Source organism: Rhodothermales bacterium, from assembly GCA_041391505.1.
Lineage (GTDB): Bacteria > Bacteroidota > Rhodothermia > Rhodothermales > JAHQVL01 > JAWKNW01.
Genome location: JAWKNW010000036.1, coordinates 21871 through 42627 on the forward strand (window position 1 = coordinate 21871; position 20757 = coordinate 42627).

11 protein-coding genes are annotated in these 20757 nt (G+C 66.5%); 9 read left to right on the forward strand and 2 right to left on the reverse strand.

The genetic code is table 11. The features are described from left to right. Positions 1 to 161 precede the first annotated feature (161 nt). Both R2834_22465 and R2834_22470 read left to right on the forward strand, forming a co-directional pair. On the forward strand, positions 162 to 1346 hold the full coding sequence (locus R2834_22465; GenBank protein ID MEZ4703108.1) for a DegT/DnrJ/EryC1/StrS family aminotransferase: 1185 nt from the start codon (positions 162 to 164) through the stop codon (positions 1344 to 1346). A 188-nt stretch (positions 1347 to 1534) separates the two neighbouring features. Then, on the forward strand, positions 1535 to 2491 hold the full coding sequence (locus R2834_22470) for a hypothetical protein (GenBank protein ID MEZ4703109.1): 957 nt from the start codon (positions 1535 to 1537) through the stop codon (positions 2489 to 2491). On the opposite strand, the gene R2834_22475 is transcribed toward R2834_22470, so the two are convergent. Then, positions 2472 to 3593 carry a hypothetical protein gene (locus R2834_22475; GenBank protein ID MEZ4703110.1) on the reverse strand — a complete coding sequence of 374 codons (1122 nt, stop codon included), beginning with the start codon at positions 3591 to 3593 and terminating at the stop codon, positions 2472 to 2474. The genes R2834_22470 and R2834_22475 overlap by 20 nt on opposite strands. 254 nt (positions 3594 to 3847) lie before the next feature. On the opposite strand from R2834_22475, the gene R2834_22480 reads away from it, so the two are divergent. From R2834_22480 to R2834_22510, 7 genes are all read left to right on the forward strand, one after another. Continuing rightward, the gene (locus R2834_22480) at positions 3848 to 5665 is read left to right on the forward strand and encodes a carbamoyltransferase (GenBank protein ID MEZ4703111.1); all 1818 of its coding nucleotides are present in this window, start codon (positions 3848 to 3850) and stop codon (positions 5663 to 5665) included. A gap of 5 nt (positions 5666 to 5670) precedes the next feature. After that, positions 5671 to 6069: an SxtJ family membrane protein gene (locus R2834_22485; GenBank protein MEZ4703112.1), complete on the forward strand. Its 399-nt coding sequence runs from the start codon at positions 5671 to 5673 to the stop codon at positions 6067 to 6069. Positions 6070 to 6136: 67 nt separating this feature from the next. Then, positions 6137 to 6295 carry a DUF5989 family protein gene (locus tag R2834_22490; GenBank protein ID MEZ4703113.1) on the forward strand — a complete coding sequence of 53 codons (159 nt, stop codon included), beginning with the start codon at positions 6137 to 6139 and terminating at the stop codon, positions 6293 to 6295. 456 nt (positions 6296 to 6751) lie between these two features. Then, positions 6752 to 8938 (forward strand): HAD-IIIC family phosphatase, encoded by a 2187-nt coding sequence (locus R2834_22495; GenBank protein ID MEZ4703114.1) that lies wholly within the window; start codon positions 6752 to 6754, stop codon positions 8936 to 8938. Beyond that, positions 8935 to 11847, forward strand: coding sequence for a type I polyketide synthase (locus tag R2834_22500; GenBank protein MEZ4703115.1), 2913 nt, complete (start codon positions 8935 to 8937; stop codon positions 11845 to 11847). The genes R2834_22495 and R2834_22500 overlap by 4 nt, the downstream gene beginning before the upstream one ends. A 67-nt stretch (positions 11848 to 11914) precedes the next feature. Continuing rightward, the gene (locus tag R2834_22505; GenBank protein ID MEZ4703116.1) at positions 11915 to 17317 is read left to right on the forward strand and encodes an amino acid adenylation domain-containing protein; all 5403 of its coding nucleotides are present in this window, start codon (positions 11915 to 11917) and stop codon (positions 17315 to 17317) included. Positions 17318 to 17454: 137 nt separating this feature from the next. Continuing rightward, the gene (locus R2834_22510; GenBank protein MEZ4703117.1) at positions 17455 to 20172 is read left to right on the forward strand and encodes a condensation domain-containing protein; all 2718 of its coding nucleotides are present in this window, start codon (positions 17455 to 17457) and stop codon (positions 20170 to 20172) included. Positions 20173 to 20568: 396 nt separating this feature from the next. On the opposite strand, the gene R2834_22515 is transcribed toward R2834_22510, so the two are convergent. After that, the coding region (locus R2834_22515) for a hypothetical protein (protein ID MEZ4703118.1) at positions 20569 to 20757 on the reverse strand (189 nt) is incomplete at its 5' end.

Sequence of the window (20757 nt, forward strand, 5' to 3'; positions counted from 1 at the left end):
GCGAAGCGCCGTCACCGGCCGGTGACGGTCCTCGGCGAGCGGTCTCCCGATCCCCTTTCGAGGTTCGAGGCCGCCCGCCCGCGAACCGCTTATTTGAAACCTGGAACGGCAAACGCAGCCACCCATCGGCACGGACGCGTTTGCACTTGGAGTGTCAACACATGGAAGTACCTTTCTTGAATCTCAAAGCGCAGTATCTGGCCATCCAGGAGGAAGTCCAGGAAGCCATCCAGCGCGTCATCGACAAGACGGCCTTCGCCGGCGGTCCGTTCGTGCAGCAGTTCGAGGAGGCCTATGCGGCCTATTGCCAGACCAAACACGCCATCGGAGTCGGCAGCGGCACCTCGGCGCTCTGGCTCGCGCTCGAAGGGCTGGGCATCGGCGAGGGCGACGAGGTCATCACCACCCCGAACACCTTCATCGCGACGGCCGAAGCCATCAGCTACGCCGGCGCCACGCCCGTCTTCGTCGACATCGACGAAAAGACCTACAACATCGACCCGTCGCTGATCGAGGAGAAAATCACGGCGCGCACCCGCGCCATCATCCCGGTCCACCTCTTCGGCCAGACGGCCGACCTGGCGCCGATCCTCGACATCGCGCGCAAGCACGGGCTGCACGTCATCGAAGACGCGAGCCAGGCGCACGGCGCGCTCTACCAGGGCCAGCCGGCCGGCTCCATCGGCGACGTGGGCTGCTTCAGCTTCTATCCCGGCAAAAACCTGGGCGCCTATGGCGAGGCCGGCGGCATCGTGACCAGCAACAGCGACCTGGCCCGGTACATCCAGATGGTGAAGGACCACGGGCAGTCGCAGAAATACTATCACGACATCGTGGGCTGGAACGACCGCATGGACGGCATCCAGGGCGCGGTGCTTTCCGTCAAGCTCAAATACATCGACCGGTGGAACGAGCTGCGCCGGCAGCATGCGCAGACCTACTCCAACCTCCTGTCCGACGTGGACGGCGTCGTACTGCCGCATGTGGCGGAATACGGCACGCACGTCTATCACATCTACGCCATCCGCGTGGATCGGCGCGATCAGGTCAAGGCCGAGATGGAAAAGCGCGGCGTCTACTGCGGCATCCACTACCCGCTGCCGCTGCACCTCCAGAAAGCGTATGAGGACCTGGGCCACGTGCGGGGCGATTTCCCGGTCACCGAGCGGTGCAGCGACACCTACCTCTCCCTGCCGATGTACCCGGAGCTGACGCACGAGCAGATCATGCAGGTGGTGTCGGTGCTCAAGGCGAGCCTGGCCGCGGTCGACGGACTCGACATCGAGGGCGACGGCCACGCGTCCGCCGCGGCGCCGGCCTACAAGAAGACGGCCATCATTTCCTGACGGATGCCGGCGCGGGTTCGGGGGTTTCGCCCCGAGCCCGCCCGGAGCTCGACCTGCGCGGCACGATTTACCACCGCCAATCCTCCGTAGATCCTTGCGGCCGGACTGATACTACTTGTAGCGGGCCCGCCGCCGCCATTGTCCTATTTTTCGTCTCGCCATGGCGCGTGCCGCGCCGTGATCCGACCATGCTCAGGGAGGTCTTTTACCGGCTCAAGCCGCTCATACCGCGCACGATGCAGATCGCGATGCGCCGGCGGCTGATTGAGTGGCAGCGCCGCCAGGTAGAGCCGATATGGCCGATCGACCCGGCCTCGGCCACGCCGCCGGCGGGATGGACCGGCTGGCCCGACGGCGCCCAGTTCGCGCTGGTTCTCACGCACGACGTCGAGAAATCCATCGGCCAGTCGCGCAGCATCCAGCTCGCCGAGATGGAGCGCGACCGCGGCTTCCGATCCTCCTTCAACTTTGTCCCGGAGCGGTATCCGGACAACCCCTCCATCCGCCGGCAGCTCGGCGACATGGGCTTCGAGGTGGGCGTCCACGGCCTCAACCACGACGGCAAGCTCTACAGCTCGCGCGAGGAATTCATGCGCCGGGCGGTGCGCATCAACGGCTACATCGCCTCCTGGGGCGCCCACGGCTTCCGGTCGCCGGCCATGCACCACAACCTGGAGTGGCTCGGCAGCCTCGACTGCGACTACGACGCCTCCACCTTCGACACCGACCCGTTCGAGCCCCAGCCCGACGGGGCCGGCACCATCTTCCCGTACATGGTGCCCCGCGCCGACGGACGCCCGCCCTATGTCGAACTCCCCTATACGCTGCCGCAGGATTTTACCCTGTTCGTGCTGATGGGCGAGACGGCGCCCGTGACCTGGAAGCGCAAGCTCGACTGGATCGCGGCGCGCGGTGGCATGGCCCTGCTGAACGTGCATCCCGACTATATGCATTTCGGATCGGGTCGCGCGCGCGTCGAGGAGTACGAGGCGTCGATCTATGCCGAGTTCCTGGACTACGTAACCGCGTCGTATAGCGGCCGCTTCTGGCACGCACTGCCGCACGAAGTCGCCGCGTTCTGGCGCGCCGACCGCGCCGGCATGACGCCCGAAGCGACCAGGGCGGTCAGCCAAACGTCGCCGTGACGCCCCGGTCCGGCTGAATCCCGCCCGAGAGGGCATACAGCAGCCAGCCGAGATGCTCGGGCCGGCATTCCTCGATGACGGCGGCCCGAGCCGCCGCAGCCCCTCCCCGACTGAACAGCCGGCCCGGCGCCAGCTGCCGCACGTACGAGGTATACCGCGTCCGCTGGAGCCCATCCCAGACCACCTTGCGTTTGGTGTCCACCAGATCCACCTTCCGCTCGTTGCCGAAACGAACCCACGCGAGGCTCGCGATCAGCGCGTCCGCGTAATCCTCACCCGTCAGCAAACTGACTTCCACCAGCGCCATCGGCGCGATGGCGTACTGGTGGACGGACAGGACCGGGTACTGATCCACCACGCGGCCGTCCGTCGTGTCGTACCGCCACCACCACTGGCCGATGGGCCCCTGGTTCATGACGAGGCGGTCCGCCACCTGCCGCGCGACGTGCAGCGACGCCTCGTCACCGAAGGCGCGCGCGTAGCGCGAAAACGCGTAGGCCGAAAAGGCCTGATCCGGGAAGATGCCACGCCGGCGTCCGAGCATCCCCTTGCCCTGCCGCGCGAAAACGCCCTGGCCGCCGTAGTTCACGAAAAGCAGCTGACGCGTGAGATGCGTCACATCCTCCAGCGCCTCGGCGTCCGGGCCGACGGCCAGGCGCGCCTCGGACAACCCGGTGAGCAGCCAGGCGAGGGCGCCCGTCTCTGCCGCGCGGCCATCCGGGTAGGCATCGAGCGCCAGCCGCAGGTCGAAGGCGTCGAAGACGCGATCGAGCAGCTGCGGCGCCACGCGCGCCGTCATCCACACCAGGAGTCCCAGTTCGGCCGTCGACTTCACCGACGCGCTGCGTTCCACCAGCTCGGCGGCGAGGCTCTGGGTGGCGAACGCCGTCCAGTAGCCCCGGCGGGCAATCTCGTTGAGCCCCATCGTGGCGACCAGGCTGCCGGCGTAGGAGGTCCCGACCCGCCGCAGCCCCTGGCTGCTGGGTGAGACACGCTTGCAAAAGGCCGACTTGCGCTCGTCGTACATCGACCGGAGCCCGTCGGCAGCGAGACCCACCAGCTGCGCGACGTCGTGTTGTTTGACCAGAATGTGCTCAGTCACGAGTTCCTGCCTCGTTGCATGCAAGAGAAACGATGCGCGGGCGTGGGAAGGGAGGCGCGCACCACTACGACTGCGGGAGGCTCGGATCGACGGCGCGGCGGAGGGAATGGGCGTGGGCGTGCGCGCGGCGTCGATTCGCGGTTGATGAATCATCGTCACAGTGCAACCGGCTGCTCGGAAAACACGGGATCCGCCGGCTGGAACAACGATCCGGCCCCTGCATCGAAGTGCGACGCCAAGCCAGCGCTCGACCGATGACGCACACCACGATCCTGGGTATTTCCGCTTTTTACCACGATTCGGCGGCCTGTATTGTGCAGGATGGCCGGATCGTCGCCGCGGCGCAGGAGGAACGCTTCACCCGCAAGAAGCACGACCACGCCTTCCCCGAACACGCCATCGCCTACTGCCTCGACGCCGCCGGCGTGACGGCCGGCGAGGTGGACCACGTCGCCTTCTACGATAAGCCCTGGCTGAAATTCGAACGCCTGCTCGAGACGTACCTCGCGTTCGCCCCCTCGGGCATCCGGTCGTTCCAGCGCGCAATGCCGCTGTGGCTCAAGGAGAAGCTGTGGATGGGCGAACTGATCCAGGATCGCCTCGAGTTCGACGGCCCGCTCTGGTACCCCGAACACCACCAGTCGCACGCCGCCTCCGCGTTTTATCCCTCCCCGTTCGAACGCGCCGCGATCCTGACGCTGGACGGCGTCGGCGAGTGGGCGACCACGTCGTGGGGGACCGGCGATGGGCGCCGGCTTTCGCTTTCGCACGAGATCCGCTTCCCCCACAGCCTCGGCCTGCTGTATTCGGCGTTCACCTACTACACCGGCTTTCGGGTGAACTCGGGCGAATACAAACTGATGGGCCTGGCGCCCTATGGCGAGCCGCGGTTCGCGCAGACGATACGGGATCACCTCATCGACCTGAAGGACGACGGCTCGTTTCACATGGACATGGCCTATTTCAACTACTGCCAGGGCCTGACCATGACCTCGGAGCGGTTTCACCGCCTCTTCGGCGGGCCGCCCCGCAAACCGGAGAGCCCGATCGGCCAGCGGGAGATGGACCTCGCGGCCTCCGTGCAGGTGGTGATTGAAGAGGCCATACTCCGCATCGCCCGCCACATTCGGAAAGAGACCGGCGAGCGGAATTTATGCCTCGCCGGCGGCGTCGCGCTGAACTGCGTGGCCAACGGCCGGCTTCTCCGCGAAGGGATCTTCGACGATATATGGATCCAGCCCGCCGCCGGCGACGCCGGCGGGGCGCTCGGGGCCGCCCTGTTTGTCTGGCATCAGGCACTGGAACAGCCGCGCGAGACCACGCCGGGCCGCGATACGATGCGCGGCGCCCTGCTCGGGCCGGCCTTTGCGCCGGACACCATCGCGGCCTGGCTGGATGCCGAAGACGCGCCGTACCGGCGGCTGCCCCGGGAAGACCTCGGCGCGGCGGTGGCGAAGCTGCTGGCCGAGGGACAGGTCGTGGGCTGGGTGTCCGGCCCGATGGAGTTTGGCCCCCGGGCGCTGGGCGCGCGTAGCATCCTGGGCGACCCGCGGCAGCCGGCCATGCAATCCACCCTCAACCTCAAGATCAAATTCCGGGAGTCGTTCCGGCCCTTCGCGCCGGCGTGCCTGGCCTCGGAGGCGCCCCGGTACTTCGAACTGGACCGCCCCTCCCCGTACATGCTGCTCGTCGCACCCGTCCATCCGGATCGCCGCGTCGCCGCGGACGCCGGCGGCGCCGGGTTCGACCGGCTCAAGACGCTCCGCAGCGACATCCAGGCCGTGACGCACGTCGACTACTCGGCGCGCGTCCAGACGGTCGATGCCGACACGAACCCCGCGTTTTATGGCGTGATCGATGCATTTTATCAGCTGACGGGCTGCCCGGTGCTCGTCAACACCTCGTTCAACGTGCGCGGCGAGCCCATTGTGTGCACGCCCCAGGATGCCTACCGGTGCTTCCTCCGCACCAACATGGACGCCCTCGTGCTCGAGGACTGCCTCCTGCTGAAGCACGAGCAGCCGGCCGACCGCGCGATCGCCATGCCCCCGCCCGACGACACCCTCGACTGAGCCCGATGAACCCCGCACCCAAAACACGCCGCGAGTTGCGCACCTTCGGATGGGTCATGGCCGGCCCGTTCGCCCTCCTGGCCGGTATTTCATTCTGGAAGGGCGGCCCCGCCGCGCCGTACCTGGCCGGCGTCGCCGCGTTTTTCCTCGTCAGCGCCGGCCTGGCCCCCGGCATCCTGCGGCCGGTCGAACGCTACTGGATGAAACTCGCGCACTACCTGTCGATCGTCTCGACCTTCCTCATCCTCTCCGTCGTGTTTTTTGCCGTCCTCACGCCCCTCAATCTTGTGCTCAGGCTGCTGGGGAAAGATCTGCTGCACCTCAAACGCTCTCCGACCGCCGCGTCGTACTGGATCGCGACGGAGACCGACGGGCCGGCGTCGCGCCCCGACAAACCCTACTGAGCGCCACGAACCATCCCCGCAAACCCGCGTTTATTCCCCTCCATCCCACCATTCCCCGCCTCGCGCCATGGCACGCGCCTCCAAATTAGCCCTCATCTGGGAATTCCTCCGCGTCCGCAAAAAGTGGTGGCTCGCGCCGATCATCGTGCTGCTGCTCCTGCTGAGCCTGCTCATCGTGCTCACCCAGGGGTCCGCCCTGCTGCCGTTCGTCTACACGATCTTCTGAGCGACCGTTGACCGCCCGGCTGCACGGACTGCGCCGGCAACCCAACGTTTCCGCCCCGCCACGGCCCCGCCATAGCCCCTCGGCTCGGTGGGTAAGCCATGCCTTTCCCAACCCCGGCCCGCCAACCGCCCCCGGCCGCGCGAGCGCCCCTGTCGCCTAAGATCGGAAGTGCGACGATCCATTAGGTCATTTCGTATGCGCCAAAAGTGCTAGCCAGACCCCGCCTCATTGGGCGACCTTTCAACGCTGTAACTCTAGCACGCATAACCTCCGACTGGCACGCACTTCCCACAGCTCCAGGAACCTCGCCGCCGACCGAATCCATTCCGGTCCCCGCTGCACTTCGAGGTTCTTGCCCATTCCTGACGAGCCCGTGCGACCCACGCTGTCTGCCTGCCAGTCTGACTAATGCCGTTGCACCCGTCAACATCGACTTCGGGATAGACGACACCAGGTATGAACGCTGATTCTGCGCAGACGGCCGGCTCCACCATCGCGATCGCGGCTACGTTTACGGCCGAACCCCTCGAGCGCCCCCTCCGTTTCTGGATGGATGAACTCGGGGCGACGGGCCGTGTCGTGTTTGCGCCGTACAACCAGATCCTGCAGCAGCTGTATGCGCAAGGCGGCCCCCTCATGTCGGGCGACGCGGCGTTGAATGCGCTGCTCGTCCGCCTCGAAGACTGGATGCCGGACGACGCGCCCCTGCACGCCGGCGGCGCGCACGACCTCCCGCTGCCGGCCCGCCTCCTCCAGAACATCGACGAGTTCATCGCCGCCGTCCGCGAGGCGACGACACGGACGAACACCCCCTTTCTGATCGTTTTGTGCCCGCCCAGCCTCGAAACCCTCGCCGCGCCGTCCCTGGCCCAGGCGATCCGGCTTGCCGAGGCATCCATCGCCGAACAGCTCGACCCGCTGCCGCGCGTACACGTCGTCATCTCGGAGACCTGGACCGCGCGCTATAGCCTGGGCGACTACCACCATCGCTTCGCGGACCACACGGCGCACATTCCGTACACCGACGCCGCCTACACGGCCCTCGCCACGACGATCGCGCGGCGATTCAGCGGGTTGAATCGGAAGCCCTATAAAGTCATCGTCGCCGACTGCGACAACACCCTCTGGCAGGGGGTCTGCGGAGAGGTCGGCCCGAGCGGGGTTTCGGTCGACGGCCCGTTCGCCGCGTTCCAGGATTTCCTCATCCGGCAGCAGGCCGAGGGGATGCTGCTCTGTCTGTGCAGCAAGAACAGCGAAGCGGACGTCTGGGCCGTATTCGACGCCCAGCCGGCGATGCGGCTACAGCGCGAACAGCTCGTTTCGTGGCGGATCAACTGGCAGCCCAAGTCGGAAAACCTCAAGGCGCTCGCCGCGGAGCTGGATCTCGGGCTCGACAGCTTCATCTTCATCGACGACAACCCGGTCGAGTGCGCCGAAGTCAGCGCGCAGTGCCCGGACGTGCTCACCATCCAGGTGCCGGCCGACCCCGCGGCGCTGCCGGCGCTGCTCGACAACCTCTGGGTGCTGGACCGCTATCAGGTGACCGACGAGGATCGCCGCCGCGCCGACCACTACAAGTCGAACGTACAGCGCGCCCAGCTCCAGGAAGCCGCGCCCAGCTTTTCCGGCTTCCTCGAGCGGCTGGACCTGCGGGTCCGCATCGAGACGCCGGGAGACAGCCAGTACGCCCGCATCGCGCAGTTGACGCAGCGGACGAACCAGTTCAACGCGTCGGGCATCCGGCGCTCGATGGAACAGATCGCCGGCCTGCTCCTCTCCGGAAAACGCGACGCCTTCGTCGTGGATGTCAGCGACCGTTTCGGCGACTACGGCCTCGTCGGCGCCGTCATCTTCACGGCCAACGCGGAGGCGCTCCTCGTGGACACGCTGCTCCTCAGCTGCCGCGCCCTCGGCCGGAGCGTCGAACAGCGGATCGCCATCCATCTCGGACAGACGGCGCGCCGGCGCGGACTCCGGTTCGTCGACGTCGCCTACATCGAGACGCCGCGCAACCTGCCGGTGCGTCAGTTCCTCGACACGACGCGGCCGGAAGCGCGGATGGACCACGGCGACCACGTCATCTACCGCTACGACGCGGAGCGCCTCGCCGGCCTCGATCCGATCGCCGCGGCCGCCGCCTCGGTCTCGGGGCCCGCGCCGCGCGAAACGGACGGCGCGGCGCTTTCCGCCGGCCCGGGCCGGCCCGCCGAGGCCCAGCGATGGCTCCGCATCGCGACGGAATGGACCGACATGGAGGCGCTCGTCGCGATGCTGCACCGGGTTCGCGTCGCACGGCCCGAGCTCCAGACCCCGTTCGCTCCGCTGCAGACGCCGATCGAGCGGCAGATCGCCGCGATCTGGGCCGACGTGTTCGGCATCGACGGCATCGGCGCGACCGACGGCTTCGCCGAACTGGGCGGCTCGTCGCTCCAGCTCGTTCAGATCCACGCGCGGATCCAGGAGGAGCTCAGCCGGAGCCTGCCGCTGACCCAACTCTTCGCCCTGCCCACGATCCGGGCGCAGGCCGGCTTTTTTGCGCCGGCCGCCACGCCGTCAGACGCCCTCTCAACGATCCAGACCCGGGCGCAGCGGCAGAAAGCAGCTATCCATAGACAAAGAATCCTGCAATACAAACAGAAATGATCGATTCTTCCGATAAAACGCCGCTCGAAGGCATCGCCATCGTCGGGATGGCGGGCCGTTTTCCCGGGGCGACCGACCTGGACACCTTCTGGGAAAACCTGAAGCACGGGGTGAGCAGCATCGTCGAATTGTCCGACGACGAGCTCAACCTCAGCCCCGCCGAGCGGGAAAAGCTCGTCGGCAACCCGCATTTCGTCCGCCGCGCCGCCTCGGTGGCCGACGCCGACAAGTTCGACGCCGCCTTTTTCGGCATCTATCCGAAGGAGGCGCACGTCATGGATCCGCAGCAGCGGCTCTTCCTCGAATGCTGCTGGGACGCGTTCGAAAACAGCGGCTACGAGCCGACCACCTATCCGGGGTCGGTCGGCGTGTTCGCCGGCTGCTACATGAATACGTACCTCCTGAACAGCCTGGAGGACCATCCGCAGTTCATCGGCGCGCTCGCCGACTCGTTCCACGGCGGCGAGCTCAAGAACGAACTCGGCAACGACAAGGACTACATGGCAACGCGTGTGGCGTTCAAGCTGAACCTGCGCGGGCCGAGCATGACGATTCAGACGGCCTGCTCGTCGTCGCTCGTCGCGGTGACGCAGGCGTGCATGAACCTCACGACGTACCAGTGCGACATGGCGCTCGCCGGCGGCGCCACGATTCGCTTTCCCCAGAACCGCGGCTACCTCTACGAACCCGACGGCATGGTGTCGCCGGTGGGGAAATGCTGCACGTTCGACGCCGGCGCCGCCGGGACGATCTTCGGCGACGGCATCGCCGTGGTGCTCCTGAAGCGCCTCGAGGACGCCGTGGCGGACGGCGACACCGTCTATGCCGTCATCAAGGGCTGGGGCATCAACAACGACGGCGCCTCGAAGGTGGGGTATACCGCTCCGAGCGTCGAGGGGCAGATGGAAGCCGTCGCGCTGGCGCAGGCCGTCGCCGGCGTCGACCCGCGCACGATCACCTATATCGAGGCGCACGGCACCGGCACACCCCTCGGCGATCCGATCGAGATCGACGCGCTCTCGCGCGCCTTCCGCATGGGCACTGACGACCGCCAGTTCTGCGCCATCGGATCGCTCAAGACCAACATCGGGCACCTCGACGTGGCCGCCGGCGTCGCCGGCATGATCAAGACGTCGCTCGCGCTGACGAACAAACAGATCCCGCCGAGCCTCAACTTCGAGACGCCGAACCCGAATATCGACTTCGAGAATTCGCCGTTTTACGTCAACACGGCGCTGTCCGACTGGCAGCCGGTAGACGGCGCGCCGCGCCGCGCCGGCCTCAGCTCGTTCGGCGTCGGCGGCACCAACGCCCACGTGGTGCTCGAGGAAGGCCCGGCCCCGCGTCGCGAGGCCTCCCGCCAGCCGCAGCATCTGATCACCCTCTCCGCCCGGAGCCAGCCGGCGCTCGACGCCATGACCGCCAACCTGGCGCGGTATCTGAAACACCATCCGGAGCTCGACCTGGCAGACGTGGCCTACACGCTGCAGCGGGGCCGGCAGGTGTTCAACTACAGCCGCACGCTGGTCGCGGCGACGCGGGAGGACGCGATCGCGCAGCTCGAGAATCCCGACCCGCAGCGCGTCTACACCGTGCACCAGATTCGCCGGCAGGTGCCGGTGTCCTTCATGTTTCCCGGCCAGGGCTCGCAGCACGTGGGCATGGGACAGGATCTCTACCGGACCGCCCCGGTCTTCCGCGACGCGATGGACCGCTGCGCCGAGTTGCTGCGGCCGCATCTGGGCCTCGACCTCCGCGAGTTCCTCTACCCGTCGCCCGAGCACGAAGATGCGGCGCGGGCGCGTATCAACGACACGATGATCGCCCAGACGGGCATCTTCTCGGTCAGCTACGCGATGGCGCAGTACTGGATGTCGTACGGCATCCAGCCCGAATCGATGATCGGCCACAGCGTGGGCGAGTTCGTGGCGGCCTGCCTCGCCGGCGTGTTTTCGCTGGAGGATGCGCTCGCCCTCGTGGCCGCGCGGGGCAAGCTGATGCAGGACCTGCCGTCCGGCTCGATGCTGGCCGTGCGCCTGCCGGTCGACGAAGTGCGGGCCCTGCTGCCCGACGACCTCGAGATCGCGGCCATCAACAGTCCGGCGCTCTGCGTCGTATCCGGCCCGACGCTGTCGATCGGCGCGTTCGAGAAGGCGCTGGAGGAGCGCGAGATCTCCGTGCGTCCGCTGCACACCTCGCATGCCTTCCATTCGGCCATGATGGAGCCGGCGGTGCCGGCCTTCCGGGCGGCGCTGAGCGGCATGACGCTCCACGCGCCGCAGATCCCCGTTATCTCGACCGTGACCGGGGAGCGGCTGACGCCCGAGCTGGCCACCGACGTCGAATACTGGGCCACGCACCTGCGGCGGACGGTCGACTTCGCCGGCGGCGTCCGCGCCCTCGTCGGGGATGCCAACCGCGTGCTCCTCGAAGTAGGCCCCGGCCAGACGCTCAGCACGCTGGCGCGCCAGCACCCGGAGCGGAAGGAAAAACAGGTCATCCTGTCGTCGCTCCCGCACGTTCAGCAGGAGGTTTCGGCTGCCGCGTTCGCGCTCGGCGTCGTGGGCCGGCTGTGGCAGGGCGGCGTGGATATCGACTGGAAAGCCTGCTACCCCGACGAGTTCAGACTCCGCGTGCCGCTTCCCTCCTACCCCTTCGAACGCAAGCGATTCTGGTACGACCAGGTTTCTTCTTCGGCGGAGGACGAGGACGTGACGAATACTGAAACAACCCCCGCACATCTCGCTGCCGCACCGGCCCCCGCTTCGTCGCTCTCGAACGGGTACGCGCCGGATGCACACGCCGGCGACGGCTCCCCCCATGCCGTGCCCGACGAGATGATCCGGCGCATCGTCGCCCAACAGATCGAGGTCATGGCCCGGCAGCTGCAGGCCTGGCATTCGCAGTAGTAGTGTATCGGACCCACGCATCCCGCATCGTTATTCGACTCTTTCACTAGTAGTTATAGGAACGTAGATGTCTACTTCACCCATGTCCGACCGCCAGACCCGCGTACAGGGCAAGCTTCGCTCGGTTCTGATGGATCTCTCCGGGTTCGATCTCAGCGAGCTCGACAACGCCTCGACCTTTCTGGAACTGGGATTCGATTCGCTTTTCCTCATCCAGTTCAGCCAGGCCATCAAAAAACATTTCGGCGTAAAGATTTCGTTTCGCCAGCTGATCGAAGACGTGTCGACGCCGGTGGCGCTGATCGCTTTCCTCGATCAGAAGGTGTCGGACGATGTGCTGCCGGCCGCCGCGGCCCCCGCGCCCGCGGCGACGCCTGAAGCCGGCGACGGCGCCTCCAGCGCCCTGCCCGCGCCCGCGCCGGCTCCCGTCCCGGCCCCGATGCCCGCCATGGCGGCGCCCGCGCCCATGCCGGTCGCGATGCCCGTCGCGCCGATCGCCTTCGCAGCCCCCGTGCAGGGCGGCGCCTCGGCGGACGGCCTGAAGAATATCATGCAGCAGCAGCTGCAGCTGATGTCGATGCAGCTCGCGATGCTCACCGGGGCGACGGTGCCCATGGCGATGCCGGCGCCCCAGGCCCCGGCCGCCCTGCCGGCTGCCGAACCCGCCATCCCCGCGGCGCCCGCGACGCCTGCCGAAGCCGCGAAGCCGGCCGTAAAAAAAGGCAAGGCGGAAAAGAAAGAGACGATCGAAGAACAGCTGATGCGCAAGCGGTTCGGCCCGTATAAGCCGATCCAGAAAGCGAAGGACGGCGGCCTCACCCCGCGGCAGCAGCAGCACCTCGACGCGCTCGTCGAGCGACTCACGAAAAAGACGGCGGAGTCCAAGCGCCTCGCCCAGCAGTACCGTAATTGCTTCGCCGACCCGCGCGGCATCGCCGGCTTCCGCCTCATGTGGAAAGAGATGGTGTACCAGATCACCACGGTCCGCTCGAAAGGATCGAAGGTGTGGGACATCGACGGCAACGAGTATGTCGACATCGCGATGGGCTTCGGCCTGAACCTGTTCGGGCACTCGCCGGACTTCATCACCGACGCCGTCGCCGAGCAGCTGCAGCTGGGCGTGGAGCTGGGGCCGCAGTCGCCGATGGCCGGCGAAGTCGCCCAGATGCTCTGCGAACTGACCGGCTTCGAGCGTGCCACCTTCTGCAACACCGGCTCCGAAGCCGTCATGGCCGCCATTCGCCTGGCGCGCCTCTACAGCGGCAAAACCAAGTTCATCTTCTTCTCGGGCGCCTACCACGGCAACTTCGAGCAGGTGCTCGCCCGCCCGAATCCCAGCGGCAAGGAAGGCGCCATCCCCGCGGCCCCCGGCGTGCCCTGGAGCATCGCGGAAGATTGCATCGTGATGGACTACAGCGATCCCCGCGCACTCGAAGTGATCCGCGAGCGCGAGGACGAGATCGCGATGGTCCTGGTCGAGCCCGTCCAGAGCTCGAAGCCCGACCTCCAGCCGCGCGAATTCCTGCACAAGCTGCGCGACCTGACCAGCGAGCTGGACATCGCCCTGGTGTTCGACGAAGTCATCTCCGGCTTCCGCGCCAGCATCGGCGGCGCCCAGCAGTGGTTCGGCGTCAAGGGCGACATGGCCACCTACGGCAAGATCATCGGCGGCGGGATGCCCATGGGCGCCCTCGCCGGCGTCGCGAAATACATGGACGGCCTCGACAGCGGCACGTGGCAGTACGGCGACGACTCGGTGCCCGAAGCCGACATGACGTTTTTCGCCGGCACGTTCGTCCGCCACCCGCTGGCTCTCGCCGCCGCAAAGGCGGTGCTGCTCAAGGTGAAGGAAGAAGGACCCTCGCTCCAAGAGAACCTGACGATGCGGACCAAGCGCCTCGTCGACAACGTCAACGCGTTCCTCGACGAACGCGGCGTGCCGGTGCGGCTGCTCCAGTATACCTCCCTGTTCCGGTTCGCCTATGCGCACGACATGGAGTACATCGACATGCTGTACTTCCACCTGCTCGACAAAGGCATCTTCACCCGCGGCTTCCTCGACAACTGCTTCCTGTCGACCGCGCACACCGAGGAAGATGAGGAGCGCATCATCACGGCGATCAAGGAGAGCATCATCGAGCTGCAGGAAGGAGGATTCCTCCCGGAGCCGGGGTCGATCGAACTGAAGGTGGGCATAGCCGAGGAATCGCCAAAAAAGTCGGTAGCGCCGTCCGCTGATGCGGCCGGCGCGGACGCCGCCTTCGCCCTCACCGAATCCCAGACGGAGATCTGGCTCGCCACCCAGATCAGCGCCGAAGCCTCGTGCGCCTTCAACGAACCGTTTTACGTCCGCCTCAAGGGCGCGCTCGATATCGAGAAGCTGCGCGACGCCGTGAACGCGACGTTCCGCCGGCATGAAGCGCTGCACCTCCGGTTCGACCGCGACGGCCAGTTCCAGTCGATCGCCGCGCCCGAAGCCATCGAGATCCCGCTCAACGACGTGAGCGGCCTGCGGGCGGAAGAGCGCGAGGCCGCGTTCCAGTCGATGCTGAAACGCTACGCCACCACGCCGTTCGACCTCGAACGCGGCCCGCTGATGCGGGTCGAGGTGCTGCGCCTCGGCGACCAGGAGCACGTGATGATGTGCGCCGCCCACCACATCGTGTGCGACGGCTGGTCGTGGTCGGTGCTGCTGCAGGAGATCGGCAAGCGATACAGCGCCGCAAGCCGCGGCGAAGGGTATGTGCCGGCCGAAGCCGGCTCGTTCGGCGCCTACGTCCGCGAAGAAATCGAACAGCAGACGAGCGAGGACATCGAGGAGAGCTACGCGTACTGGGTGGAGCAATTCGCCAACGCGCCCCAGCCGCTCCAGCTGCCGACGGACCGCCCGCGTCCGGCGTTCAAATCGTCCCGCGGGGCGACGGTGCACTACCTCTTCGACCCGTCCGTCTATGTGGCGGCCAAGAAGATCGCCTCGGAACTCCAGGTGAGCCTCTTCAGCCTCACGATGGGGGTCTTCAACATCCTCCTGTCCCGCCTCGCAGGCCAGGAAGACATCGTGGTGGCGATGCCGACCGCCGGCCAGCTGAACTACGGGGAAGACTATCTGGTCGGACACTGCGTGAACCTGCTTCCGCTGCGCACCCGCCTCTCGGGCGAGACGACGGCGCGGCAGTTTCTCAAGCAGATGACCACGTCGGTGCTCGATGCGTTCGAGCACAACGGATGCACCCTGGGCGGCATCCTGCAGCGCCTCACGCTGCCGCGCCACCCGGGCCGGATTCCGCTCGCCGAGGTCCAGTTCAACCTGGATCACGACGACCGCGGCGTCGCCTTCCACAACCTGGCCGTGGAGATCCGGCAGGCGCCCCGCCACGCCGTCACGTTCGACCTCTTCTTCAACCTCAACGAGATGAAGAGCGGCTTCGTGGTCGACCTCGACTACAACGCCGACCTGTTCGACGAGTCGACGATGCGGCGCTGGATCAGCTACTTCGAGAGCCTGATCCTCAGCATCGGCAAAAACGCCGAGACGCCGATCGCCCAGCTGCGGATGGCCTCGGAGGACGAACAGAGCCTGCTCGAGGCCCAGCGCAACGCCTCGATGGCGGCGCTCCCGACGGCCACGGCGTTTCACGAGCTGTTCGAGGCCCAGGCCGTCGTCACGCCGGACAAGGTGGCGGTGCGTTTCGAGGAGACCGCGCTGACCTACCTGGAGTTGGACGAATACGCCAACCAGTTTGCGCGCTTTCTGCAGGGCATGAACGTGGGTCCGGAAGTCGTCGTGGGCGTGCACATGGAACGCTCCGCCGGCATGCTCGTCGCGCTCCTCGGCATCCTGAAAGCCGGCGGCGTCTACGTGCCGATGGATCCGGCGTACCCGCAGGCGCGCATCATGCACATGATCGAGGACTCGGGGATGGCGACCCTCCTGACGGAGAATGCCCTGCTCGAACAGCTGGACACCCGCCAGTTCGCCCCGAGCCTGAACGTGGTGAGCATGGACGCCGAGTGGAGCAAGATCAACAAGCGGTCGAAAAACAAGCCGAAAGTCGATCTCACCGGCGAGAACCTCGCGTACATCATCTACACCTCGGGCTCGACGGGCAAGCCGAAGGGCGTCGAGATCCCGCACCGGGCGCTGGTCAACCTGCTCAGCTCCATGCAGGATGAGCCGGGCATCGTCGACGGCGACGTCATGCTCAACGTGACGACCCTGAGCTTCGATATCGCCGGCCTCGAACTGTATCTGCCGCTGATCGCCGGCGCGACGCTGGTCATCCTCTCGAAGGAACAGAGCATGGACGGCCGCCAGCTCGCCGAAGCCATCGACCGGCACCGCGTCACGATCATGCAGGCCACGCCGGCTACCTGGCGCATGCTGATCGAGGCCGGATGGCAGGGCAAGGCCAGCCTGAAGGCGCTCTGCGGCGGCGAGGCCATGGCGCCGGCGCTGGCGCGCGACCTGCTTTCCCGCTGCGGCTCGCTCTGGAACATGTACGGACCGACGGAAACGACCATCTGGTCGTCCGTCCACCGCATCGCGCCGAAGGACCAGGTCATCTCGATCGGTCTGCCCATCGCCAACACCCAGTTTTATGTGCTGGACGAACACCTGCAGGCCGCTCCTCTGGGCGCCACCGGCGAACTCTACATCGGGGGCGCCGGCCTCGCCCGGGGCTACCACAACCGCCCCGACCTGACGGCGGAGCGCTTCGTGGACCATCCGTTTGCGGAGGGCGAGAAGCTCTATCGCACCGGCGACCTCGCCCGGATGCTGCCCGACGGCACCTTCGAGTGCCTCGGCCGCACCGACGCCCAGGTGAAGATCCGCGGCTTCCGGATCGAGCTCGGGGAGATCGAGGCGAACCTCGACGAACACGAGGCGATCGCGGAGTCCGCAGTGATCGTGCACGATCCGAGCGGCAGCGATCCCGTCCTGGCGGCCTACTACGCCGTGTCCGACCAGCGCGAACTCGACGCGCAGGACCTCCGCCTCTTCCTGCAGCAGCGGCTGCCGGCGTACATGGTGCCCGCGCACCTCATCCGCCTCGCCGCGCTGCCCAAGACGCCCAATGGCAAGCTGGATCGCAAGGCGCTGCCGGCCCCCGACGAGGCGCCGACGCCCCGCGCTACGGTCTTCATGGCCCCGCAAACGCCGGCGGAAACCACCATCGCCGAAATCTGGAGCCAGGTTTTGAACATGGAACACATCGGGACGGCGGACAACTTCTTCGACCTCGGAGGCCACTCCCTCCAGGCGACGCGCGTCATCGCGCGCTACCGGAAGGCGTTCGAGGTCGATTTCCCGCTGCGAACCTTCTTCGAGCGACCGACCATCGCCGAACAGGCCCTCGCGGTCCTCGAACTGCAGTCGGGCGGCGAAGAAGACGATATCCTCAGCATGATCGAGGAACTGGAAGGGCTCACTGCTGCAGAAATCGCGGCACAGCTCAAGAAAGACGAATAACTGGCCTGAAGTTGGTACGGTTCAAGGTTTGAGGTTCGAGGTTCAAGGCTATCCTGGCGTCAGGCGACCTTGAACCTTAAACCTCAAACCCTGAACCGTACCGCCCTGCCCCCTTTACAATCGGTACCTGACTAACCATGAGCAAGCTCGAAGACGCCCTCAAACGGCTCTCGCCTGAGCAGCGGGCGTTGTTGGAACGCAAGCTGCAGGAGAAACGCCAGACCACTTCGAGAACGGGCGCTACCATCAACCGGCGTGAAAATCCGGCTGCCTTCCCCCTCTCGCCAGGCCAGCAGCGCCTGCTGATGCAGGAGCGCCTGATACCGGGCACCTCGATGTTCAACATCATCGAGAGCATGGAATTTAGCGGCGCGCTCGATATCGGCGCGTTTGAACGGGTTATCGATCACATCCTCCGCCGGCATGGCGTGCTGCGCGCGCGCTTCGCGTGGGAAAAGAACAAGCCGATCCAGTGGATCGAAGCGGAGAGCGCCTACACCCTCCCCTACATCGACCTCAGCGACGCCCCGGAGCAGGAGGCGTTCGACGAGGCGATCGAGCTGGCGCGTCGCGATTACGGGCAGCCGTTCGACCTGGAAAACACGGCGCCGATCCGCTGCCGACTCATGAAGGTCGCGACCGGCCGGTACGTCTTCACCGTGACCATGCACCACGTGGTGAGCGACGGCTGGTCGTTCAACGTGTTCTTCAACGAGCTTCAAGCCGGCTACAACGCCCTCCTCGCCGACGAGCCCATCGAGGCGGAGCCGCTCGTCATCGACTACGCGGATTTCGCCCTCTGGCATACGGAATGGCTGCAGAGTGAGGAGGCGGACCTGCACCGCGACTGGTGGGCCTCCTACCTGGCCGGCAAGCCGCAGCCGCTGACCCTGCCGACCGGCCGGCCTACCGCGCAGGCCTCCGGATCGACGAGCGCCGCAAGCCGCAACTGGACGGTGCCGGCGCCCCTGACCGAATCGCTACGCGCGCTCAGCCTGAAGGAAGAAGTGACGCCGTTCGTGCTCTTCCTGACCGCGCTCAATCTCACCTTCTTCCGCTTCACGGGCCAGCGCGACCTCATCGTCTGCGCGCCGCTGTCGGGCCGGCGCCGCGAGGAGCTGGAGCCGATCATCGGGTATTTCAACAACGTCCTCCCGTTCCGGACGCGCATCGAGGAGGCCGACACGCTCAAGGAGATAGCCGGCCGCATCGCCCGGAGCGTGGTGGAAATCAGCGATCACCAGGATGTGCCGTTTCAGCAGCTGGTCGAGATCCCGTCCGTCAAGCGGGTGCCGCTGACCCGGGCCTTCTTTACGTTCCAGGATGGGCTCTCCAGGGGCTTTTCCCTGCCGGGCGTCGCGACGCAGATCCTCGACATTCCGGCGGACAGCGCCAACTTCGATCTCGCCCTCTACGTGGAGATCAAGGACGCCGACGTCGTGCTTCAGGTCGACTACCGCATCGACCAGTTCAGCGGCGAGTCGGTCCACCGGCTGCTGGAGGGCATGCGGAGCATTCTGGAGGAAATGGCGCGCGACTTCAGCCAGCCGGCGGGCCGGCTCCCCTGGCTCGGCCTGCCGGAGCCCGATGCCGACGAGCCGGCGTCCGACGACACGGCGCCCGTTTCACACGTCGAGCTCGTCCCGGGATCGCTCACGCAATCCCTCACGAGCGGCGACTCCATCCCGCGCCACGTCGACGCCCGCCGCCCCATCGAACGGCGCACCGCGCCCGTCGACGAGGTCGAAATCGTGCTTACCCAGATCTGGGAAAAAGCGCTGGGCATCTCCCACATCGGATCCCACGAGAACTTCTTCGAACTCGGCGGTCACTCGCTGCTCGCCGTCTCGATCTTCGAGGAGATCCAGAACCGCTATCCCGACGTGCACCTCCCGCTCGCCGTCATGCTCCAGTCGCCGACCATCGCGAGCCTCGCGGACCGGATCCGGGGCAAGCATGTCGACGGCTGGTCCCCGCTCGTGGTGATCCAGGCCGGGCGGGGCACGGCGCCGATATTCTGCATCCATGGCGCCGGCGGCAACGTGCTGTTTTATCGCGACCTGGCCGTCCACATGGGGCCGGACCAGACGGTCTACGGTCTCCAGTCGCAGGGGCTCGACGGCGAGATGCCCGTGCTCGGCACGGTCGAAGAGATGGCCGAACGCTACGTACAGGAAATCCTGCGCGTCCAGCCAAAGGGTCCGTTTTATCTGGTCGGCTACTGCCTCGGCGGCACGATCGCGCTCGAAGTCGCCCAGCAGCTGCGGGCGCGCGGGCTGGAGGCGGACATCGTCGCCATGCTCGAAACGTACAACTGGATCAACGAAAAGCCGGCGACGCTCTGGTCGAGGCTGCACTACAACTACCAGAAGATCGAATTCCACCTGCGCAACTTCCTCCAGCTCTCCGGACCGGAGCGACGCATGTTCCTCGACGAGAAGTTCGCCGAGCTGAAGCGACGCCGCCGCGTCTGGTTCGGCTCGCTGTTCGGCTGGCTGCGGCCCGGCAAGCGCAAGAAAGCCGGCGTCGTGGACAACAGCGTGCTCGCCCGCGTGTGGGCCGCCAACGATCGCGCCGCCGAAACCTACCGTCCGAGCGCATACCCCGGTCGCATCATGCACTTCCGCGCCTGCAAGGAATACAGCGTGAACCGCCCCAGCGAGATGCTCTGGTATTCGATTGCGAAGGAAGTGGACACCCACATCATGCCGATCTATCCGGCCGGCATGCTGATCCCGCCGTTCGTCAAACAGCTCGCCCAGATCCTCCGGGCCGAGATCCACAAGCAGCGCCAGGACCGCACCCGCCCCGCCATCGCCCGAGGCGAACTCAGCAGCAACACGTCGAGGAACTAGCCCCGAGTCTGAAATCCTTTCAGACTCGGGGCGTGTCCTGAATTGCGTTCAGGATCCATCCTGAACGCGATGAAGGATCTCCCGAGCGGCTCATAACTGGATGACGATGGGGTTCTGCCGGCCCCGCACTGAAGTACGGGGGCAATATGGGGCTGCGTGGGGTGGGGCGTTGAAGGATCTCCCGATCGGCTCATAACTGGATGGCGATGGGGTTCTGCCGGCCCCGCACTGAAGTACGGGGGCCATATGGGGCTGCGTGGTGTGGGGCGTTGAAGGAGATCTCCCATCATGCGATCGAGCGGCTCAATGCAGGATGGCTATGCAGGGCTGCGTGGTCGGGATACCGGGTTGGGATGCCAGGCGGGTAATGACGAAAGCTCGTGCTGGTGCCTGCGTTTAGCGATCCAACGACGCGTACACGGCCCGCGTCTGTTCGCCGATGTCCTTCCAGGCATACCGCGTGGCGCTGATGTGCCGCGCCCGGGCGCCCATCATGTGCAGGTGATCCGGGTCGGCGATCGCATCGAGGATGCCGGACGCCAGCGCGGCCGGCGAGCCGCCCTCCACCAGCAACCCCGTCTCCCC